The following is a 14,581-nucleotide window of genomic DNA, read 5'->3' on the forward strand; positions in this document are numbered from 1 at the left end:
TGTCAGGGGGCGATCAGCCCGCGGAGTAGTTCGGCGCTGTTACGCGCGCCCTGTATCATCAGCCGGGAGACCTCCTCGACGCCGCCGATGTCGCCGAACATCGCGGGCAGGACGTACACGGCGAAGAGGAAGCTCGCGACGATGCTGCCGACGTTCGTCATCGCGACGACCACGATGAGCTTGAAAAGCGGCACGTCGAGCATCTCGGAGACGAGCTCCGAGGGCGGGCGCGTTTCGTCGGCCAACAGCTCGTTGAGCGTGCCGATGTCGCCGACGTTCACCGTCAGGTGGCGCAACTCGACGTAGCCCGTGAACCAGCCGGGCGCGAGGAGCGGGTTGATCGAGGTCATCCACGCGACCGCGCCGCCGACGCCGGCCGAGGACCACCGCGCGCCGGCGAGCTTCGCGAACCCGAACGCGAAGGCGGCGTTGATCAGGAACCACGCGCCGAACAGCCGGAACAGGAACCCGTTCCGGACGCCGGCCATCGCGAGCAGGACGAAGAAGCCGACGAACCCGACCGTTATCGCGTAGCCGACCGCCTTCTTCCAGGGGAATCCCCGTCCCGACTCCTCGCCGACCAGGTCCGCCATCGGCGGCAGCGTCGCCGGGTTCGCGAGGTAGCCCTCGATCCCGGCCCGGTGGCCCGCGCCGACGACGGCGACCACGTCGCGGCCGGCCTCGCGTAAGGCGACGAGCCGGTGGGCGATGAACGCGTCGCGCTCGTCGATGAGCGCCTCCGCGCCGCCAGGGGAGAACTGCCGGAACTCCTCCATCATCATCGTCACCACGTCGGTGTCGGTGAGTTCCTCGATGTCGATCTCCTCGATCCCGCCGTACTCCGCGTCGTCGTCGGGGCTCGCGAGCCCGAACAGCCCGAGCAGCGCCGCGCCGAGGACGCCGACCGAGAGCCCGAGCGCGAGTCCGAGCCCGAGACTGCCGATCGCCCGGACCGTGAGCCCGCCGAGGTACGTCGCGACGAGTCCGTCCGCGACGCCGGAGGCCGCCACCGCGACGCCCGCGACCGGCCCGACCGTGGCCGCGGCGTACAGCCGGGCGTCCGGCGAGAGGCCGACCTTCCCGACCTGGTCGACGACGAGCGCGACCAGGACCGCCGCCAGCATCCCCGCGGTGACGCTGGTCAGGATCGGCTCCGTGACGCCGAAGGAGCCGCCGAAGAGGCCGATCGCGGGCCCGGCGATCACGCCGATCAAGATTCCGGCGACCACGCCGACGACGCGGGAGTCGGTGACCCCGAACGCGAGTCCGCCGACCATCCGGAGCTTCTCGGCGAGCGTCATGCGCGCCCAGAACCGCTGGATCGTGGTCTGGATGTCACGGTCGACGAGGGCGACGTCGATCCCGAGACGCTCGGCGACGTCGACGGCGGCCTTCATGTCCGCGCCGGGCTCGATGTCGAACCGCTCGCCGAGCTGGGTCTGGACGTACGAGAGCATCCAGTAGGCGAGGAACTGGAAGACGGTGTTCCCGCGCAGCAGGTCGCTCGCGTCGAGGTCGTCGGGGGTCTCCCCCTGCATCTGTCGGTAGCGGCCCTCGTCGAGTTCGACGGCGACGACGTCGGGCTGCTCCCGCGTTATCGCCTCCTCGACCTCCTCGACGGAGCGCTCCGAGACGTGTGCGGTGCCGACGACCGTCACCGACCCGGTCTCTCCGTCCTCGGCGGCGACGGGGGTGCTCTCGGAGGGGGCCGGCGCGGCGTCGGCCGATCCCTCGGGCGTCTCTGTCATCACCCCGACGTACTGCGTCCCGGCGTTTAGTGCTTGTGAGTCGGTATCGAGCGGTCGTGGGGCCCTCCTTTCCGTCGGATCGACACGTCGGTCGCTCGGACGTGGCGCGCGAGTCCCAACAGATTTGTATCCACACCCCGCGCATACCCGCGTATGTCGCGGCTGTTGCCCTCCCTGCCGGACCCCGAACCCGACGACCGTGATCCGCGCGTCGTCGGCGTCGACGACGAGGAAGCCGAAGAGCTGCTCGCGGCGCTCGGCTCCGAGACCGCCCGGAACGTCCTCTCGACGCTTCACGAGCGGCCGGCGACGACCTCCGAACTCGCCGACGAGCTCGACACCTCCCTCCAGAACGTTCAGTACCACCTCTCGAACCTCAAGGACGCGGACGTCGTCGACGTCATCGACACGACCTACTCCGAGAAGGGTCGCGAGATGAACGTGTACGCGCCGGCCGACGAGCCGCTGGTGTTGTTCGCGGGAAGCGAGGAGCAGTCCTCCGGGATCAAGACGGCGCTGAAGCGGCTCCTCGGCGGGTACGCGCTCCTCGGGGTCGCCGCGTTCGCCGTCCAACGCCTCGCGGCGATGGCGACACCCGACGCCACGGCCGAGCGGTACACCGGGGCCGCCGACGGCGACGACGCCGGCGGCGGTTCCGGAGACGGCGGCGACGTGGGGATCGCCACCACGGAGCCGGACGCGTCTCCCGAGGAGCCGACGGTGGACGCGGAGGCGAGCGACGGGGTCCTCGACGTCGCCGGCGATCTCACGACGGACCTCCTCACCGACCCCGCGGCGGTGCTCGCGGAGCCCGGCGTCGTCTTCTTTCTGGGAGCCGCGCTCGTGTTCTCGCTCGGGGTGCTCTACTGGTACCGGCGGGGCCGAACTGCTCCCTGATGTCGCCGGGGACAGCTATTCATGCGCGTGCCACCATCCACCCGTATGGAACACGAAGCCGAGGTCGTCGGGGTCGGAGCCGGGTCGGCACCCGGCGGCGACGTCCCGGCGGTGGTCCTGAGCGTCCGCGACGAGTACGTCCCCATCTTCGTCAGCGGCGACCAGGCCCGATCGATCGGGACGGTCCTGGAGGGAGAACCGTTCGACCGGCCGCTCACGCACGACCTCCTCGTGGAGATCCTCACCGAGTTCGGCGGGGCGATAGACCGGGTCCGGATCGACGACCTCGCGGACGGGACCTTCTACGCGAAGGTCGACGCCGAGCGCTACGAGTCGGGCGAGCCGGAGCGGTTCGTCTTCGACGCGCGACCCTCCGACGCGCTGGCGCTCGCCGTCCGCGTCGAGTGTCCCATCGTCGTCTCCGAGGAGGTGATAGACGAGGCGGGTCGGCCGCCCGACTCGATCCGTTTCGGCGACGGTAGCCGCGACGGTCCGTAGCCGCGACCACACGCGGCCACGGCGATCCACCCCCGCGACGTGCCGGTGCCGCGGATTCAAGTGAGCGCCCGCCGGAGCGGACGCATGAGCGACCTCGACGCGGAACCGTCGGAGGACGGATCGGACCCGGCCGTCAGCGCGAACGACGCGACGCTGGCCGACTCCCACACCGAGATGACCGAGATGCTCCTGCCGAACGACACCAACAACCTCGGGCGGGCGCTCGGCGGGACGGTGTTGCACTGGATGGACGTCTGCGGCGCGATAGCGGGAATGCGCTTCTCGAGCCGGCAGGTGGTCACGGCGTCGATGGACCACGTCGACTTCATCGCCCCCATCGAGACCGGCGAGGTCGTCGTGATCGAGGGATACGTGTTCAACACCGGACGGACGAGCCTCGACGTGAAAGTCGACGTCCGCGCCGAGAACCCGCGAACCGGCGAGGAGCGGCGCACGACCGCGTCGTATTTCACGTTCGTCGCGCTCGACGACGAGGGCCGGCCGACGGAGGTCCCCGACCTCGCGTGCCCGACCGACGCGGAGGAGGCCCTCCGAACGCGCGCCGTCGACGGACGCCGCGAACAGCTCCGCGAGGTCGTCGACCGGTACGACGTCTAGCCGTCGACGTCCGCGATCCGGATGCTCGCCCCCTCGGCGTCGTACGCGCGGATCACCTGCCCGGCCAAGTCGTCGAGGCTCGCCGCGGCCGCGAGGTGGCTCGGGCACTCACAGTCGGACGCGCCGAACCCGTCGACCGGTCCTTCCGGGAGCCGCGCGGCCACCGCGCACTCGGCGTCGACGCCGGGCGCGTGGACGACCCGGTCGATCCGGGCGTCCGTCTCGCCGAGCAGGTAGTCGACGTGCCAGTGGCGCACGTCGTGGTCGCCGCGGGCGGTCCGGCGGTGCCGGCGAACGCGCGAGAACCCGCCGGAGCCGAGCGCGCTGCCCGTGTACGCGTACCCGCCGGCGGGGAACCGACGCGCTCCGAGCGCGCCGACGGACGGGGTCGTCGCGGACGGGAGGTCGACGAGGAGGGTGTAGGTCCCGCCGGGGGCGTCCGCGGGGAGGTCGCGGTCGGGTTCCGTCCGCTCCGGCTCCGTCCTCGACGACGCGACCGCGTTCGGTTCGGTCATCCACTCACGCCGTCGGTTCCGGCGGCTCGCTCGCGGCCGGTCGAAGCGTCTCCACCAGCGCTGCGGCCTCGTCGGTGAGATCGTAGGCGTCGTGGAAGTCGTCGGGGTCGCGGTCGCGTCCCGACAGTGCGCCGACGACGCCGGCGATCCGGTCGTAGTTGTCGCGGACGAGCCCGCCGACGATCCCGGGCGTCCCGGCCCGCTCGGCGAGCTCCTCGGCCGCCGCCCGGCCCGCGTACACCCGCCGCTCGTCGGGGTCGACGAGCACCATCGCGAACGGCCGCGCGCCGAACTGCGCGTCGAGGAACGGGCCGACGGGATCGGCCTCCCACGGCACCGCCGCCACGTCGTCGAGCCGGCGGAGCGCGACCGCCGCGATCGAGCAGTACGGACAGTCACCGTCGAAGATCAACACCGGTGAGTCCGTCGGGTCACTCATGGGTGAAGGTACGTTCCGACCCGACTTAAGAAGTCGCCCGCGGTCGGTGGCGATCGCCGGCCCCTCCGAACCGCGAAGTCGGACCGGCTCGACCCGACTAGTGCGAGTGGCCGAGCGCGTCCTCGAGCGACTGGCCGAACCGCTCCTCGAAGAGCTCCTCCGCGGTCTCGTTCATCTCGGCGATGTCGTCGGGGACGCCGCCCTCGCTGTGGTGGGCGATGACGTGCGCCTGCTGGGCCATCGCCTGGACGATGACGTCGCTGACGACGCGGGTCGACGGCTCGCCCTGCTCGCTGAGCACGTCGACGAGGCCGGCGGGTAGCTCGAACGACTCCTCCTCGCCGTCGGGTCCGGTGACGGTGTAGGTCTCTGTCTCTCCCATACCTCCGACTCGCGGTCGGGACATAAGGGTCTGTGGAAACCGTGCTCGGTGCGCGCACGGACGACCGGACGATACACGGGCCGTCGACCCGTGACGGCGATGACCCGGCGATCAGCCGTGTGCGGAGATCGCCCGGACGGAGAAGCCGGAGGCGGCGACGGTGAGGAGGTAGATCGCGATCGCGACGACCACGATCGACCCGCCGGAGGGCAGCTCCCCGCCGATCGCGAGCGCGAACCCGCCGATCACCGACAGCTGGCCGAAGATCACCGAGAGGTACGTCGTCTCCCGGAAGCTCCGGGCGATCTGGGAGGCCGCGGCGACGGGGACGACGAGCATCGCGGCGACTAAGATCACGCCGAGCACCTGCATCGCGCCCACGACGACCACCGCGGTCAACACCACGAGCAACGTGTTGTAACCCGTCACGTTCAATCGAGCGACGCGGGCGGCCTGTTCGTCGAAGGTGATGAAGAGCAGCTGCTTGTACGTGGCCGCGACCGCGACGACGACGACGACGGAGAGTCCGGCCATCAGCCGCGCGCCCTCGACGGTCACCACCCCGAGGTTGCCGAAGAGGTACCCCTCGATGGCGATCCCGGTGAGCCCGCGGCCGTAACTGACGATCAGCGTCCCCACCGCGAAGCTCCCCGAGAGCATGATCGCGATGGGCACGTCGCCGTAGGCGTCGGTCCGTTCCGTGAGCCACTGGACGCCGATCGCGCCGACGATACCGACGACGAGGGCGACGAGAAGTAGCGGGGCGTCCCAGCCCGTGACCGCGTTCAGGAGGAAGCCGAAGGCGACCCCCGCGAAGGCCGTGTGCGCGAGCGTCTCGCCGATGAGCGCCATCTCGCGGTGGACGAGGAACGTTCCGACGAGTGGGGCCACGACGCCGATGAGCACGCCGGTCGCCATCGACTGCCACATGAACGGGTGTCTGAACACGTTGGTTCCGAACGCGGCGTCCATCGAGCGTCCGAGCGCGCGGAAGCCGGCGTACAGGTCGCTCGCGACCGGCAGGTCCTGCGCCCAGTAGAGGAGCACGAACCCGATCATGGCGGCCGAGAGGGCGGTCGTGGCGGCCATGCCGGCGAGTTCGACGGTCCGGCGACGGCCGCGCGCCGGGGCGTTCTCCGGGGTCGTCGGCTTTCCCGAGTTCGGTCCGTCGCCGCTCATGGGTGGTGGTGGTGGACGACCTGTCCGGTCGCGCCGTAGGCGTCCGCCAGGGCGTCGCTCTCGACGAACGACTCGGTGTCGCCGTGGTGGTACAGTTCGGTGTTGATACACGCGACGTGGTCGGCGCGGTCGGTGACAACGCCGATGTCGTGTTCGATCAACACGATCGTGATCCCGTCGTCGTTGAGCCGGTCGAGGAGCGCGTAGAAGGCGTCACGCGACTCGGCGTCCACGCCGACGGTCGGCTCGTCGAGCGCGAGCAGGTCCGCCTCGCTCGCCAGCGCCCGGGCGATGTACGCGCGCTGGCGCTGGCCGCCCGAGAGTTCGTTCATCAGCCGGTCCGCGAGGTCGACGATGCCGACCGTCTCCATCGCGGTCGCGACCGCCTCCCGATCCTCTCCACCGAGCCGACCGTGTCCGACGTGGGCGAACCGTCCCATCGTGACGCACTCGCGGACGGTGACCGGCATCGCCCCGCCGCGGTTCGTCGCCTGCTGGGAGACGTACCCGATCCGGCTCCCGTCGTCGACCTCGTCGATCGGCCGGTCGAACAGCCTGACCGTCCCCTCGTCGGGAGCGTGAAGGCCCAACATGAGATGGAGGAGCGTGGTCTTCCCGGAGCCGTTCGGGCCGACGAGCCCCAGGAAGTCCCCCGCCTCCACCGTGAGCGAGACGTCTCTCACGGCGGGGGTGTCGCCGTACGCGAACGTCACGTCCTCGAGTTCGATGGCCGGGTCCACTGTGTGTGCCGACGTTCCGTCCTCCGAACGTTTAGCTCTTCCATTCGAATCGACGACGCGGTCGATGTGGGCGTCGAACGCCCCCATCACTCCGCGCCGAGCGCGCGCCCGAAGGCGGGGACGTTGACCTCGAGCATCTGTTCGCGGTAGCCGTATCCCGCCTCGTTCCACTCCCGGGTCGACCCGCCCGCGGACGTCACCGCCATCGTCTCCGTCGCGTTACTGTTCTCGACGACGGTCTCGGCGAGGTTCGGCGACTCGAACCGGTCGTACAACACCACGTCGATGTCGTTCTCGTCGACGACCGCGATCGTGTCCGCGATGTCGCTCCCGCTCGGCTCGTTCTGCGGTGAAACGCCGACCGGCGAGTGGATCTCGAAGCCGTACCGCTCGGAGAGGTACTGAAAGGAGTCGTGGCCGGCGAGCACGACGACGTCGCGCTCGGCGGCGTCGACGGTGGAGGCGAACGCCTCGTCCACCTCGTCGAGTTCCGCGGTGTACGCCTCGGCGTTCGCGGCGTAGTCGTCCGCGTTGTCCGGGTCCGCCTCGCCCAGTTCGGCCGCGATCGTGTCGACGACCCCCTTCGCGAGGACCGGGTCGACCCAGACGTGCGGGTCGATCTCGTCCCCGTGGTCGTGGTCGTCTTCCGCTTCGTGGTCGCCCTCCTCCTGGTGTTCTCCTTCCTCTTGCTGTTCTCCTTCCCCCTCGTGTGACTCCTCCCCGTGATCCCAGGCGAGCAGCTGCTCGTCGAGGCCGCTCAGTCCGTCGATGACGGCCACGCCGTCGTAGTCCGACTCGAGCGTCGACGCCACGTCCTGTGCCCACGTGAACTCGGGCGTGTCGAAGTAGACGAACGCGTCGCTCGACGCCACCTCGGCCGTGAGGTTCCCGCTCGGCTCCCATCCGTGGCCGAGCTGTCCCACGTCGACCGGGTTCGTGAACGTCGCGTGGTCGCCGGCGACCCTGTTCGTCCAGTCGTGGAGGGGGAAGAACATCGCGTAGCCGGAGTCGATCCCCGCGGCGCTCCCGTCCGATCCGCCGCCGGCACCCGACCCGCCACCCGCGCCGGCACACCCGGCGAGGGATCCGGCGGCGCCGACGCCGAGGAGTCCTCCGCTCCGCCGCAACACCGATCTGCGCGTGTCGCCCATGCCGATCGATACGCGCGATTAACACAAAAGAATTGTTATTTCACAAGACAAATTTAATAAAACGGATCGAGTATGGCCGCCCGAGTTAACAACGCCCGCCGGGTCGTCCCGTGACTACTCGTCGAACGCCCGGTCGAGGGCGTTCACGCGCGCCTGCCACGTCTCCCGTGAGATCCGCGCCTCGGGCGCGAACGTCTCGTAGGCGTGGTACGCGCCGGGCCAGAGGTGGAACTCGGTCTCCACCCCGCCGCCGAGCAGCCGCTCGGCGTACGCGCTCGTCTCGTCGCGGAAGACGTCGTGGGTCCCGATGTCGAGGTACGTCGGCGGCAGTCCCGAGAGGTCCTCGACCCGCCCCGGCGCGGCGTAGGGCGGAAGGTCGTCCGTGCCGCTCAGATCACCGAGGTACGCCTCCCAGGCTCGGACGTTCATCTCCCGGTCCCAGATCCCGATGTCGGTGACCTGCTCGCTCGACTCGGTGACGTTCCGGTCGTCCAACATCGGGTAGATCAGGTGTTGGTGACACAGGTCGGGGCCGCCCTCGTCGCGCGCGCGGAGCGCGACGGCCGCCGCGAGCCCGCCGCCGGCGCTCTGGCCGCCGACCGCGATCCGGGAGGGATCCACCTCGAGGTCTGCGGTGTTTCCAGCGACCCACTCCAGTCCGGCGTAGCAGTCGTCGACGGGGGCGGGGTAGGGGTGTTCGGGCGCGAGCCGGTAGTCGACCGAGACGACGACGCAGCCGACCTCCTCGACGAGCCGCTCACACGTCGGGTCGTCCTGGTCCAAGTCGCCCAACACCATGCCGCCGCCGTGGATCCAGTACACGCAGGGAAGGGGCCCCTCGGCGTCGACGGGCCGGTAGATCCGGAGCGGGAGGTCCCGGTCCTCCGCCGGCCCGGGGACGGTCACGTCCTCGGACTCGACGCCGGGCCGGTCGGGCACCTCCTCCAGCATCGTCTCCATCAACTGCGTCATCCGCTCGCGCGTCGCTGGCAGGTCGTCGAAGTCGACGACGGTCGCGAGCAGGAACTCGTCCGGGATCGCCTCGAGCGTCGCCGACAGCTCCGGATCCATCGGTGGTAGGTCTCGTGCCATGGTACCGATTGGCTCGATGATGCGATAAACGTCAGGATCGATCGGGCATGTTGCCGCTTCGACTCCGGCGGGTCTCCGCCGGGGACGACCCCGCGGCCTACGACTCCGTCAGGTCGACGACCGTCGCGTCCGCCAGGTCGGCGAGGCGCCCCGGTTCGATCGCGAACACCGCGCTCGGGGTCCCCGCGGCCCCGTACACCGTCTCGAACGTCTCGAGCGTCGGGTCCATCACCGTCGGGATCGCCTCGTCGTGGCAGATCGGCGGGACGCCACCGATGCTCCAGCCGACGACCTCGCGGATCCGTTCGGGGTCGCCCATCGAGGCGGACGACGCGCCGAAGTGCTCGGCGACGGCGTCCAGATCGAGGCGGTTCGCCCCGCTCGTGATCGCGGCGACGAGGTCGTCGCCGCCCGACAGCGAGACGACGATGGTCGAGGCGATCGCCGCGGTCTCACAGCCGACCGCGTCCGCCGCGGCCGCCGCCGTCTTCGTGCCCGCGTCGAACTCGAGGACTTCGAGGTCGACGCCGTATCGGTCGTGCGCCCGCTCCGCGAACTCCGAGGCTCGCTGATGCATGCCGGATCCCGCGCGGTCGCGCGGCATCAAGCCTCGGGATGCGGTGAACGTCGGACGATCCGGAGGCGGGGGACCCTCACCGCGTCCGCAACTCGTCCTTGTCCTTGATCACGCGGGCGTCCCCCTCCCCGGAGGTGACCTCGTTGACGAGGTCGTAGAGGTCGTTTTGAAGCCCGGCGGGGAAGGTGAGCACGCCGACCCACGAGCCGTCGTTCTGCCACTCCTCGCGCTCCAGATCGCCGAACTCCCGGATCTGTGCCTGTCCGGAGCCCGCGTAGTCCGCGGGGAGTTGGACCGCCATCGTCACCTCCTCGAACCGGATGGGGATGACGGGCCGGAGCGCCTCGAGCGCGTCGTCAACCTGGTTCTCGACCGGCTCCATCGGGTCGATCTGGAAGCCCGCCTCCTCCAACGCCCGCTCGATCCGCTCGGGCGGGTGCGGCGAGTCGTCCATCTGCGGGTTCACGGCGTTGCGCGTGATCGTGTTCACGAGCTGTCTGTGCTTGCGCGCTTGCATCTCCTCGCGCTGCTCGGCGGTGATCTGTATCTCGCCGCGCTCGACCACCTGCGGGATGATCTCGAGCGGGTCGGTCGTCTCGAAGACGGTCTCGAGGTCCTCCTCGGCGGGCCGGTCGCCCCGGGAGGCGTTCTCGAAGACGTCCTCGGCGGCGATCACGTCCTCGAGTTCGCCCTCGAACTCCCCGCGTTTCATCGCCAGCGCGGCGTCCGGGTCGATGAGGACCTCGAATCGCTCCCCGTGTGACTCAAGTCTCGCGGTCACCGCTTCGTCGAGTGATATCATACGGAACGGTTCTCACCCCGTAGTAAAAAGCCTCCCGCGCTTTCACCCCCACTCCTCTCGACACGCCTCCCCGCAGAAGTGCCGTCGTTCGACCGAGCCGCCCGCCACCCACGTCACCGTCCGTCTCTCGACGCCGAGGGCGGGCTCCCCGCAGGACGCACACCGCGGCGCGGACGCCTCGTCCTCCTCGCCGAGGTCGGATGTCGGATCCACCATACCCGTCCGTGGGCTCCCGGCCACTTGAACCCGCGAAGCGCGGCAGTTCTGGCCGGCCGGGATTCGCACCGCAGTCCGGTCACTCGCCGACGACCGTCGGGTGCGCCACGTCGAGTTCGACGTTCGGCTCCGGGTCGACGATCGTCCGCTCGCGGCCGTCCGGCCAGCGCACGACGGCCCGTAACGGCTCCGCGTCTCCCACCCCGAAGTGTGCGACCGGCTCGGTCTGACAGAGGTACCCGCCGCCGGCGTCGATCACCCGACGCTGGGTTCCACCGCCCGCGACGTGGAGCCTCACGATCGCTCCCCGGGCCGGCGCGCCTTGCGGCGTCGTCGGGCGGACGCGAAGCCAGTCGTTCTCGGCCGCTTCGGGCGCGGCGTACACCGAGATCGGCTGGGCGGCGACCTCGCCGTGGACGACGACGAGTTCCAAGATCCCATCGCCGTCGACGTCCGCGGCGACCGCGCCCGTTCCGAACCCTCTCGGCTCGGCCGCCGCTCCGGTCTCCGTGGGAGCCCACCGCGGCTCGGCCGACCCGGCGTTCTCCGCGGGATCGACCCGCTCGAACAGGCGGTTCGTCTCCCCGAACCCGTTACAGAACAGCTCCTGTCGTCCGTCGTTGTCGAAGTCGGCGGCGACCACGGAACGAACGCCCTCGGCCGCGCGGAGCTCCGACGGGGCGACGTCGCGGTACCGTCCCGAGGAGTCCGGCCTGAGGAGCCGGCTGTGCCCCTCCCAGTTGCCGACCGCGAGCGCGAAGGACCCGTCCTCGTCGACCAGCGCGACCCCTCGGGCGTCCCCGGCGGGGTCGGCGAGGTCGGGCCCGCCGTCGACCGCCTCGTAGTGGCCGCCATCGTTGCGGAACAGCCGGTTCGGCCCGGACTCGACGCCGACGAACAGGTCGGTCCCCGCCGAGCACAGGGGGCCGGGAAGCAACGACCGGCAGCCGTCCTCGACCGCCAGCCCGACAGCATCGGCCATGTCCGAGGCCTCGCCGTCGTCGCCGAGTTCGTAGAAGGCCAGCGGCGCACCGTAGCTCGCGACGGCGACGCCGTACCGACCGGTTCCGAGCCGGTCGAGCGCGGCGACCGACCGGCCGGCCCGGAAGTTGAGCCGGTCGGCGTTGACGGGCAGCGCGAAGGCGTCGGTCCACCGGTATCGGTCGGCCTCCAACCGGTCCAGGAGGAGGTCGGAGTCGCCGGCGACGCCGACGCTGTTGGCGCAGTTGTGGACGTATATCTCCTCGCAGCCGTCCGCGTCGACGTCGGCCGCACAGACGCCCATCGCGTGTCTGTCGCCGTCGGCCACGATCCCGCATGCGGTGTCGGCGAACCGACCGGATCCGCCGTTCTCGCGTGCGTAGAGCCGGTTTGGCTTCCCGTATCCGGCGACGAAGACCAGCGGTCCGTCCCGTCCCGGCGTCACGGCGACCCCGTATCCGCGGACGGGGTCGGCATCGGCGAGCAGGTCGGAACGGTCCGCGAACATGGCCGCCCGTCACCGCCCAGGGGTAATGAACGCACGGGTTGGATACCCCGACGTGCCGTTTATTGACTTCGTCGCCCCGCGTTTCGCCGTGGGATCGTCGCGGTCGGCTCAGCCGCCCGTGGTCGCAGGCTTCGCCCGACGTGCCGGTTGATCGCCGTGAGTCTGTCGAGATCCGCCCCTCCCGACGGGATTCCCTCCGGGTGGCGTTTACGGCGACACCGGTGTCGCCGACGCGGAACCTCCGTCACGCGTCGGTTGGTAGGGATTACTCCCCGTGTCAGGGATCCTGAACGCCCGGTGATCCTCCGGGGTAATCCGGGCGATACCGCCGGAACTCGCTACTAAGCGATGCTTATCGGTCACGACAGAGGCCCGGCCGTTAGCGGAGAACATCGGGCGAGAGTAAGCTGATCGAAATCGAACCACCGCGTTGCATAACAAAGCAAGGCCGGGTCGTGCTGTGTTTGTGGTTCACACGAGGGTCGTAGACGAGCGAGCGGAGGACAGTTCGACGGACGAAACGCGACGGTTGAGCTGAGTTACAACACACATGGAAGATTCAACGAAGAAACTCATCGCGATCGTACTCGCGGCGGTGATGATGAGCTCCGTCGCGGGGATGGTCGGAGCCCAAGAACTGCGGCCACAGGTCGATGCTCCGGCGGGCAACGACGCCACGGTGGCGTTCTCCGACCAGACGACGGACGGCACGTCGGTGACCGTCGATTCGGTGAACACGTCCGACGGCGGGTTCGTGGTTATCCACGACGACAGCCTGCTCGACGGGGAGGTCACCGGGAGCGTGATCGGCGTCTCGGAGTACCTCGAACCCGGGGAAAACGAGAACGTAACGGTCACGCTGTTCGACGGCGTTCCGGGAGCGACGTTCGACCGGACGGAACTAACCGAAAACGAGACGCTGATCGCGATGCCGCATCGCGACACGAACGGGAACGAGACCTACGACTTCGTCGCGAGCGACGGGTCGGAGGACGGCCCGTACGCCGCCGACGGGTCGGCGATAACCGATTCGGCGAACGTCACCGTGGAAACCGCGGAGACCACCGGTGAATCGTTCGTCGTGGCTGACCTGACCGCCTCCGAGGTCGTCGAACGGGGCGACACGCTGAACGTCAGTGCGACCGTCGAGAACCCCAACGACGAGGCGGACACACAGACCGTGGAGTACCGGTTCGACGGTAACGTGTCTGCCCGCGAGCGGGTCAGCCTCGATGCCGGCGAATCGACCGACTTCACTGCCTCCGTCGACACGTCGGAGGTCGCTTCCGACGCGTACATCCACGGCGTGTACACGCGTGAGGACGGGCAGCCGGCTCAGGTCCTGATCGTCGACGAGATCGTCTCCTTCGAGATCTCGGACCTCACCGCACCCGACTCGGCGACCGCAGGCGACGACGTCACCGTGAGCGCCACCGTCTCGAATCCCAACGAGTTCGCCCACGAACAGCCGGTCCAGTTCCGGTTCGACGGCGACCTCGTGGAGACTCGAAACGTCGAGCTCGACGGCGAGACCTCGACGGACGTTCAGTTCGAGATAGCCACCGACGGGACTCCCGCAGGCATGTACATCCACAGCGTCTTCTCGAACGATTTCGGGCAAGACGCGATCATCACGATCGAAGCCCCGGACGACGACGATGAAGATGCCGATGACGGAGATGCCGATGACGGAGATGATGCTGACGACGATGATTCCGATGAAGACGGCGGCGCTGACGACAGCGACGCTGACGACGGCGATGCTGACGACGGCGACGCTGACGACGGCGATTCCGGTGAAGACGAGAGCGATTCCGGTGAAGATGAGAGCGACGACGGCAATGCGAACGACGGAGAGGATGCTGAAGACGGCGAGAATGCGGACGATGGTGACGCTGACAGCGATGATGATGCTGGCGACGACGACTCCGGTGAAGACGGAGACGCTGACAACGGTGACGATGTCGACGACGGCGATGCTGAAGACGGCGACTCCGGTGAAGACGAGAGCGACGACGGCGAAGATGGAGATGCCGACGATGACTCCGGTGAAGACGGCGATGCTGACGACGGTGCGGATGCTGATGACGGCGAAGACGGCGACGACTCCGATGCTGGCGACGACGACTCCGATGCTGGCGACGACGACTCCGATGCTGACGAGAGCGACGAGGAGCAGCCGGAAACTCCTGAGGACGGGTAGCTAACCCGGTTTCCTCAGATCCGTTCCTTCTGCCG

Annotated in this window: 16 protein-coding genes; 4 read left to right on the top strand and 12 right to left on the bottom strand. The window is 69.4% G+C overall.

Annotated elements, in window-relative coordinates; all coding sequences use genetic code 11:
• Nucleotides 1-2 precede the first annotated feature (2 nt).
• On the bottom strand, nucleotides 3-1,748 hold the full coding sequence (locus F3H10_RS01200) for a TraB/GumN family protein (protein WP_149783031.1): 1,746 nt from the start codon (nucleotides 1,746-1,748) through the stop codon (nucleotides 3-5).
• Between the two features lie 153 nt (nucleotides 1,749-1,901).
• Here F3H10_RS01200 and F3H10_RS01205 point away from each other — a divergent pair, with 153 nt between their 5' ends.
• From F3H10_RS01205 to F3H10_RS01215, 3 genes are all read left to right on the top strand, one after another.
• A complete protein-coding gene (locus F3H10_RS01205; protein ID WP_149783032.1) occupies nucleotides 1,902-2,645 on the top strand; it encodes an ArsR/SmtB family transcription factor in 744 nt (247 codons plus the stop codon).
• A 45-nt stretch (nucleotides 2,646-2,690) separates the two neighbouring features.
• A complete protein-coding gene (locus F3H10_RS01210; protein WP_149783033.1) occupies nucleotides 2,691-3,143 on the top strand; it encodes a bifunctional nuclease family protein in 453 nt (150 codons plus the stop codon).
• 174 nt (nucleotides 3,144-3,317) lie between these two features.
• Nucleotides 3,318-3,761: an acyl-CoA thioesterase gene (locus F3H10_RS01215; protein WP_223174168.1), complete on the top strand. Its 444-nt coding sequence runs from the start codon at nucleotides 3,318-3,320 to the stop codon at nucleotides 3,759-3,761.
• On the opposite strand, the gene F3H10_RS01220 is transcribed toward F3H10_RS01215, so the two are convergent.
• From F3H10_RS01220 to F3H10_RS01265, 11 genes are all read right to left on the bottom strand, one after another.
• On the bottom strand, nucleotides 3,758-4,276 hold the full coding sequence (locus tag F3H10_RS01220) for a GIY-YIG nuclease family protein (protein WP_149783035.1): 519 nt from the start codon (nucleotides 4,274-4,276) through the stop codon (nucleotides 3,758-3,760). The two genes, F3H10_RS01215 and F3H10_RS01220, sit on opposite strands and share 4 nt — an antisense overlap.
• 4 nt (nucleotides 4,277-4,280) lie before the next feature.
• Complete coding sequence (locus F3H10_RS01225) at nucleotides 4,281-4,715, bottom strand: thiol-disulfide oxidoreductase DCC family protein (RefSeq protein ID WP_149783036.1); 435 nt, start codon at nucleotides 4,713-4,715, stop codon at nucleotides 4,281-4,283.
• Between the two features lie 97 nt (nucleotides 4,716-4,812).
• A complete protein-coding gene (locus F3H10_RS01230; protein ID WP_149783037.1) occupies nucleotides 4,813-5,097 on the bottom strand; it encodes a DUF7545 family protein in 285 nt (94 codons plus the stop codon).
• A gap of 111 nt (nucleotides 5,098-5,208) precedes the next feature.
• Nucleotides 5,209-6,276, bottom strand: a complete 1,068-nt coding sequence (locus F3H10_RS01235) for a metal ABC transporter permease (RefSeq protein ID WP_149783038.1) — start codon at nucleotides 6,274-6,276, stop codon at nucleotides 5,209-5,211.
• Nucleotides 6,273-7,016, bottom strand: a complete 744-nt coding sequence (locus F3H10_RS01240; RefSeq protein ID WP_149783039.1) for a metal ABC transporter ATP-binding protein — start codon at nucleotides 7,014-7,016, stop codon at nucleotides 6,273-6,275. The genes F3H10_RS01235 and F3H10_RS01240 overlap by 4 nt, the downstream gene beginning before the upstream one ends.
• Before the next feature lie 86 nt (nucleotides 7,017-7,102).
• A complete protein-coding gene (locus F3H10_RS01245) occupies nucleotides 7,103-8,167 on the bottom strand; it encodes a metal ABC transporter substrate-binding protein (protein ID WP_149783040.1) in 1,065 nt (354 codons plus the stop codon).
• Nucleotides 8,168-8,281: 114 nt separating this feature from the next.
• Complete coding sequence (locus F3H10_RS01250; RefSeq protein ID WP_149783041.1) at nucleotides 8,282-9,259, bottom strand: alpha/beta hydrolase; 978 nt, start codon at nucleotides 9,257-9,259, stop codon at nucleotides 8,282-8,284.
• Between the two features lie 97 nt (nucleotides 9,260-9,356).
• Entirely contained in the window at nucleotides 9,357-9,836 is a 480-nt protein-coding gene (locus F3H10_RS01255) for a YbaK/EbsC family protein (RefSeq protein ID WP_149783042.1), read from the bottom strand.
• Between the two features lie 76 nt (nucleotides 9,837-9,912).
• A complete protein-coding gene (locus F3H10_RS01260) occupies nucleotides 9,913-10,638 on the bottom strand; it encodes a ribosome assembly factor SBDS (RefSeq protein ID WP_149783043.1) in 726 nt (241 codons plus the stop codon).
• 42 nt (nucleotides 10,639-10,680) lie between these two features.
• The gene (locus tag F3H10_RS15880; RefSeq protein ID WP_188127836.1) at nucleotides 10,681-10,854 is read right to left on the bottom strand and encodes a DUF7576 family protein; all 174 of its coding nucleotides are present in this window, start codon (nucleotides 10,852-10,854) and stop codon (nucleotides 10,681-10,683) included.
• A gap of 79 nt (nucleotides 10,855-10,933) precedes the next feature.
• Nucleotides 10,934-12,343 carry a CRTAC1 family protein gene (locus tag F3H10_RS01265; protein ID WP_149783044.1) on the bottom strand — a complete coding sequence of 470 codons (1,410 nt, stop codon included), beginning with the start codon at nucleotides 12,341-12,343 and terminating at the stop codon, nucleotides 10,934-10,936.
• Between the two features lie 550 nt (nucleotides 12,344-12,893).
• Here F3H10_RS01265 and F3H10_RS01270 point away from each other — a divergent pair.
• Complete coding sequence (locus tag F3H10_RS01270; RefSeq protein ID WP_149783045.1) at nucleotides 12,894-14,546, top strand: DUF7282 domain-containing protein; 1,653 nt, start codon at nucleotides 12,894-12,896, stop codon at nucleotides 14,544-14,546.
• Nucleotides 14,547-14,581: the final 35 nt, after the last annotated feature.

Source organism: Halorubrum aquaticum, from assembly GCF_900113615.1.
Lineage (GTDB): Archaea > Halobacteriota > Halobacteria > Halobacteriales > Haloferacaceae > Halorubrum > Halorubrum aquaticum.

Bases quoted from the DNA above. Each gene is read 5' to 3' on its own strand.
- F3H10_RS01200 (WP_149783031.1), bottom strand. From the start codon at position 1,748: ATGACAGAGACGCCCGAGGGATCGGCCGACGCCGCGCCGGCCCCCTCC.
- F3H10_RS01205 (WP_149783032.1), top strand. From the start codon at position 1,902: ATGTCGCGGCTGTTGCCCTCCCTGCCGGACCCCGAACCCGACGACCGT.
- F3H10_RS01210 (WP_149783033.1), top strand. From the start codon at position 2,691: ATGGAACACGAAGCCGAGGTCGTCGGGGTCGGAGCCGGGTCGGCACCC.
- F3H10_RS01215 (WP_223174168.1), top strand. From the start codon at position 3,318: ATGACCGAGATGCTCCTGCCGAACGACACCAACAACCTCGGGCGGGCG.
- F3H10_RS01220 (WP_149783035.1), bottom strand. From the start codon at position 4,276: ATGACCGAACCGAACGCGGTCGCGTCGTCGAGGACGGAGCCGGAGCGG.
- F3H10_RS01225 (WP_149783036.1), bottom strand. From the start codon at position 4,715: ATGAGTGACCCGACGGACTCACCGGTGTTGATCTTCGACGGTGACTGT.
- F3H10_RS01230 (WP_149783037.1), bottom strand. From the start codon at position 5,097: ATGGGAGAGACAGAGACCTACACCGTCACCGGACCCGACGGCGAGGAG.
- F3H10_RS01235 (WP_149783038.1), bottom strand. From the start codon at position 6,276: ATGAGCGGCGACGGACCGAACTCGGGAAAGCCGACGACCCCGGAGAAC.
- F3H10_RS01245 (WP_149783040.1), bottom strand. From the start codon at position 8,167: ATGGGCGACACGCGCAGATCGGTGTTGCGGCGGAGCGGAGGACTCCTC.
- F3H10_RS01250 (WP_149783041.1), bottom strand. From the start codon at position 9,259: ATGGCACGAGACCTACCACCGATGGATCCGGAGCTGTCGGCGACGCTC.
- F3H10_RS01255 (WP_149783042.1), bottom strand. From the start codon at position 9,836: ATGCATCAGCGAGCCTCGGAGTTCGCGGAGCGGGCGCACGACCGATAC.
- F3H10_RS01260 (WP_149783043.1), bottom strand. From the start codon at position 10,638: ATGATATCACTCGACGAAGCGGTGACCGCGAGACTTGAGTCACACGGG.
- F3H10_RS15880 (WP_188127836.1), bottom strand. From the start codon at position 10,854: ATGGTGGATCCGACATCCGACCTCGGCGAGGAGGACGAGGCGTCCGCG.
- F3H10_RS01265 (WP_149783044.1), bottom strand. From the start codon at position 12,343: ATGTTCGCGGACCGTTCCGACCTGCTCGCCGATGCCGACCCCGTCCGC.
- F3H10_RS01270 (WP_149783045.1), top strand. From the start codon at position 12,894: ATGGAAGATTCAACGAAGAAACTCATCGCGATCGTACTCGCGGCGGTG.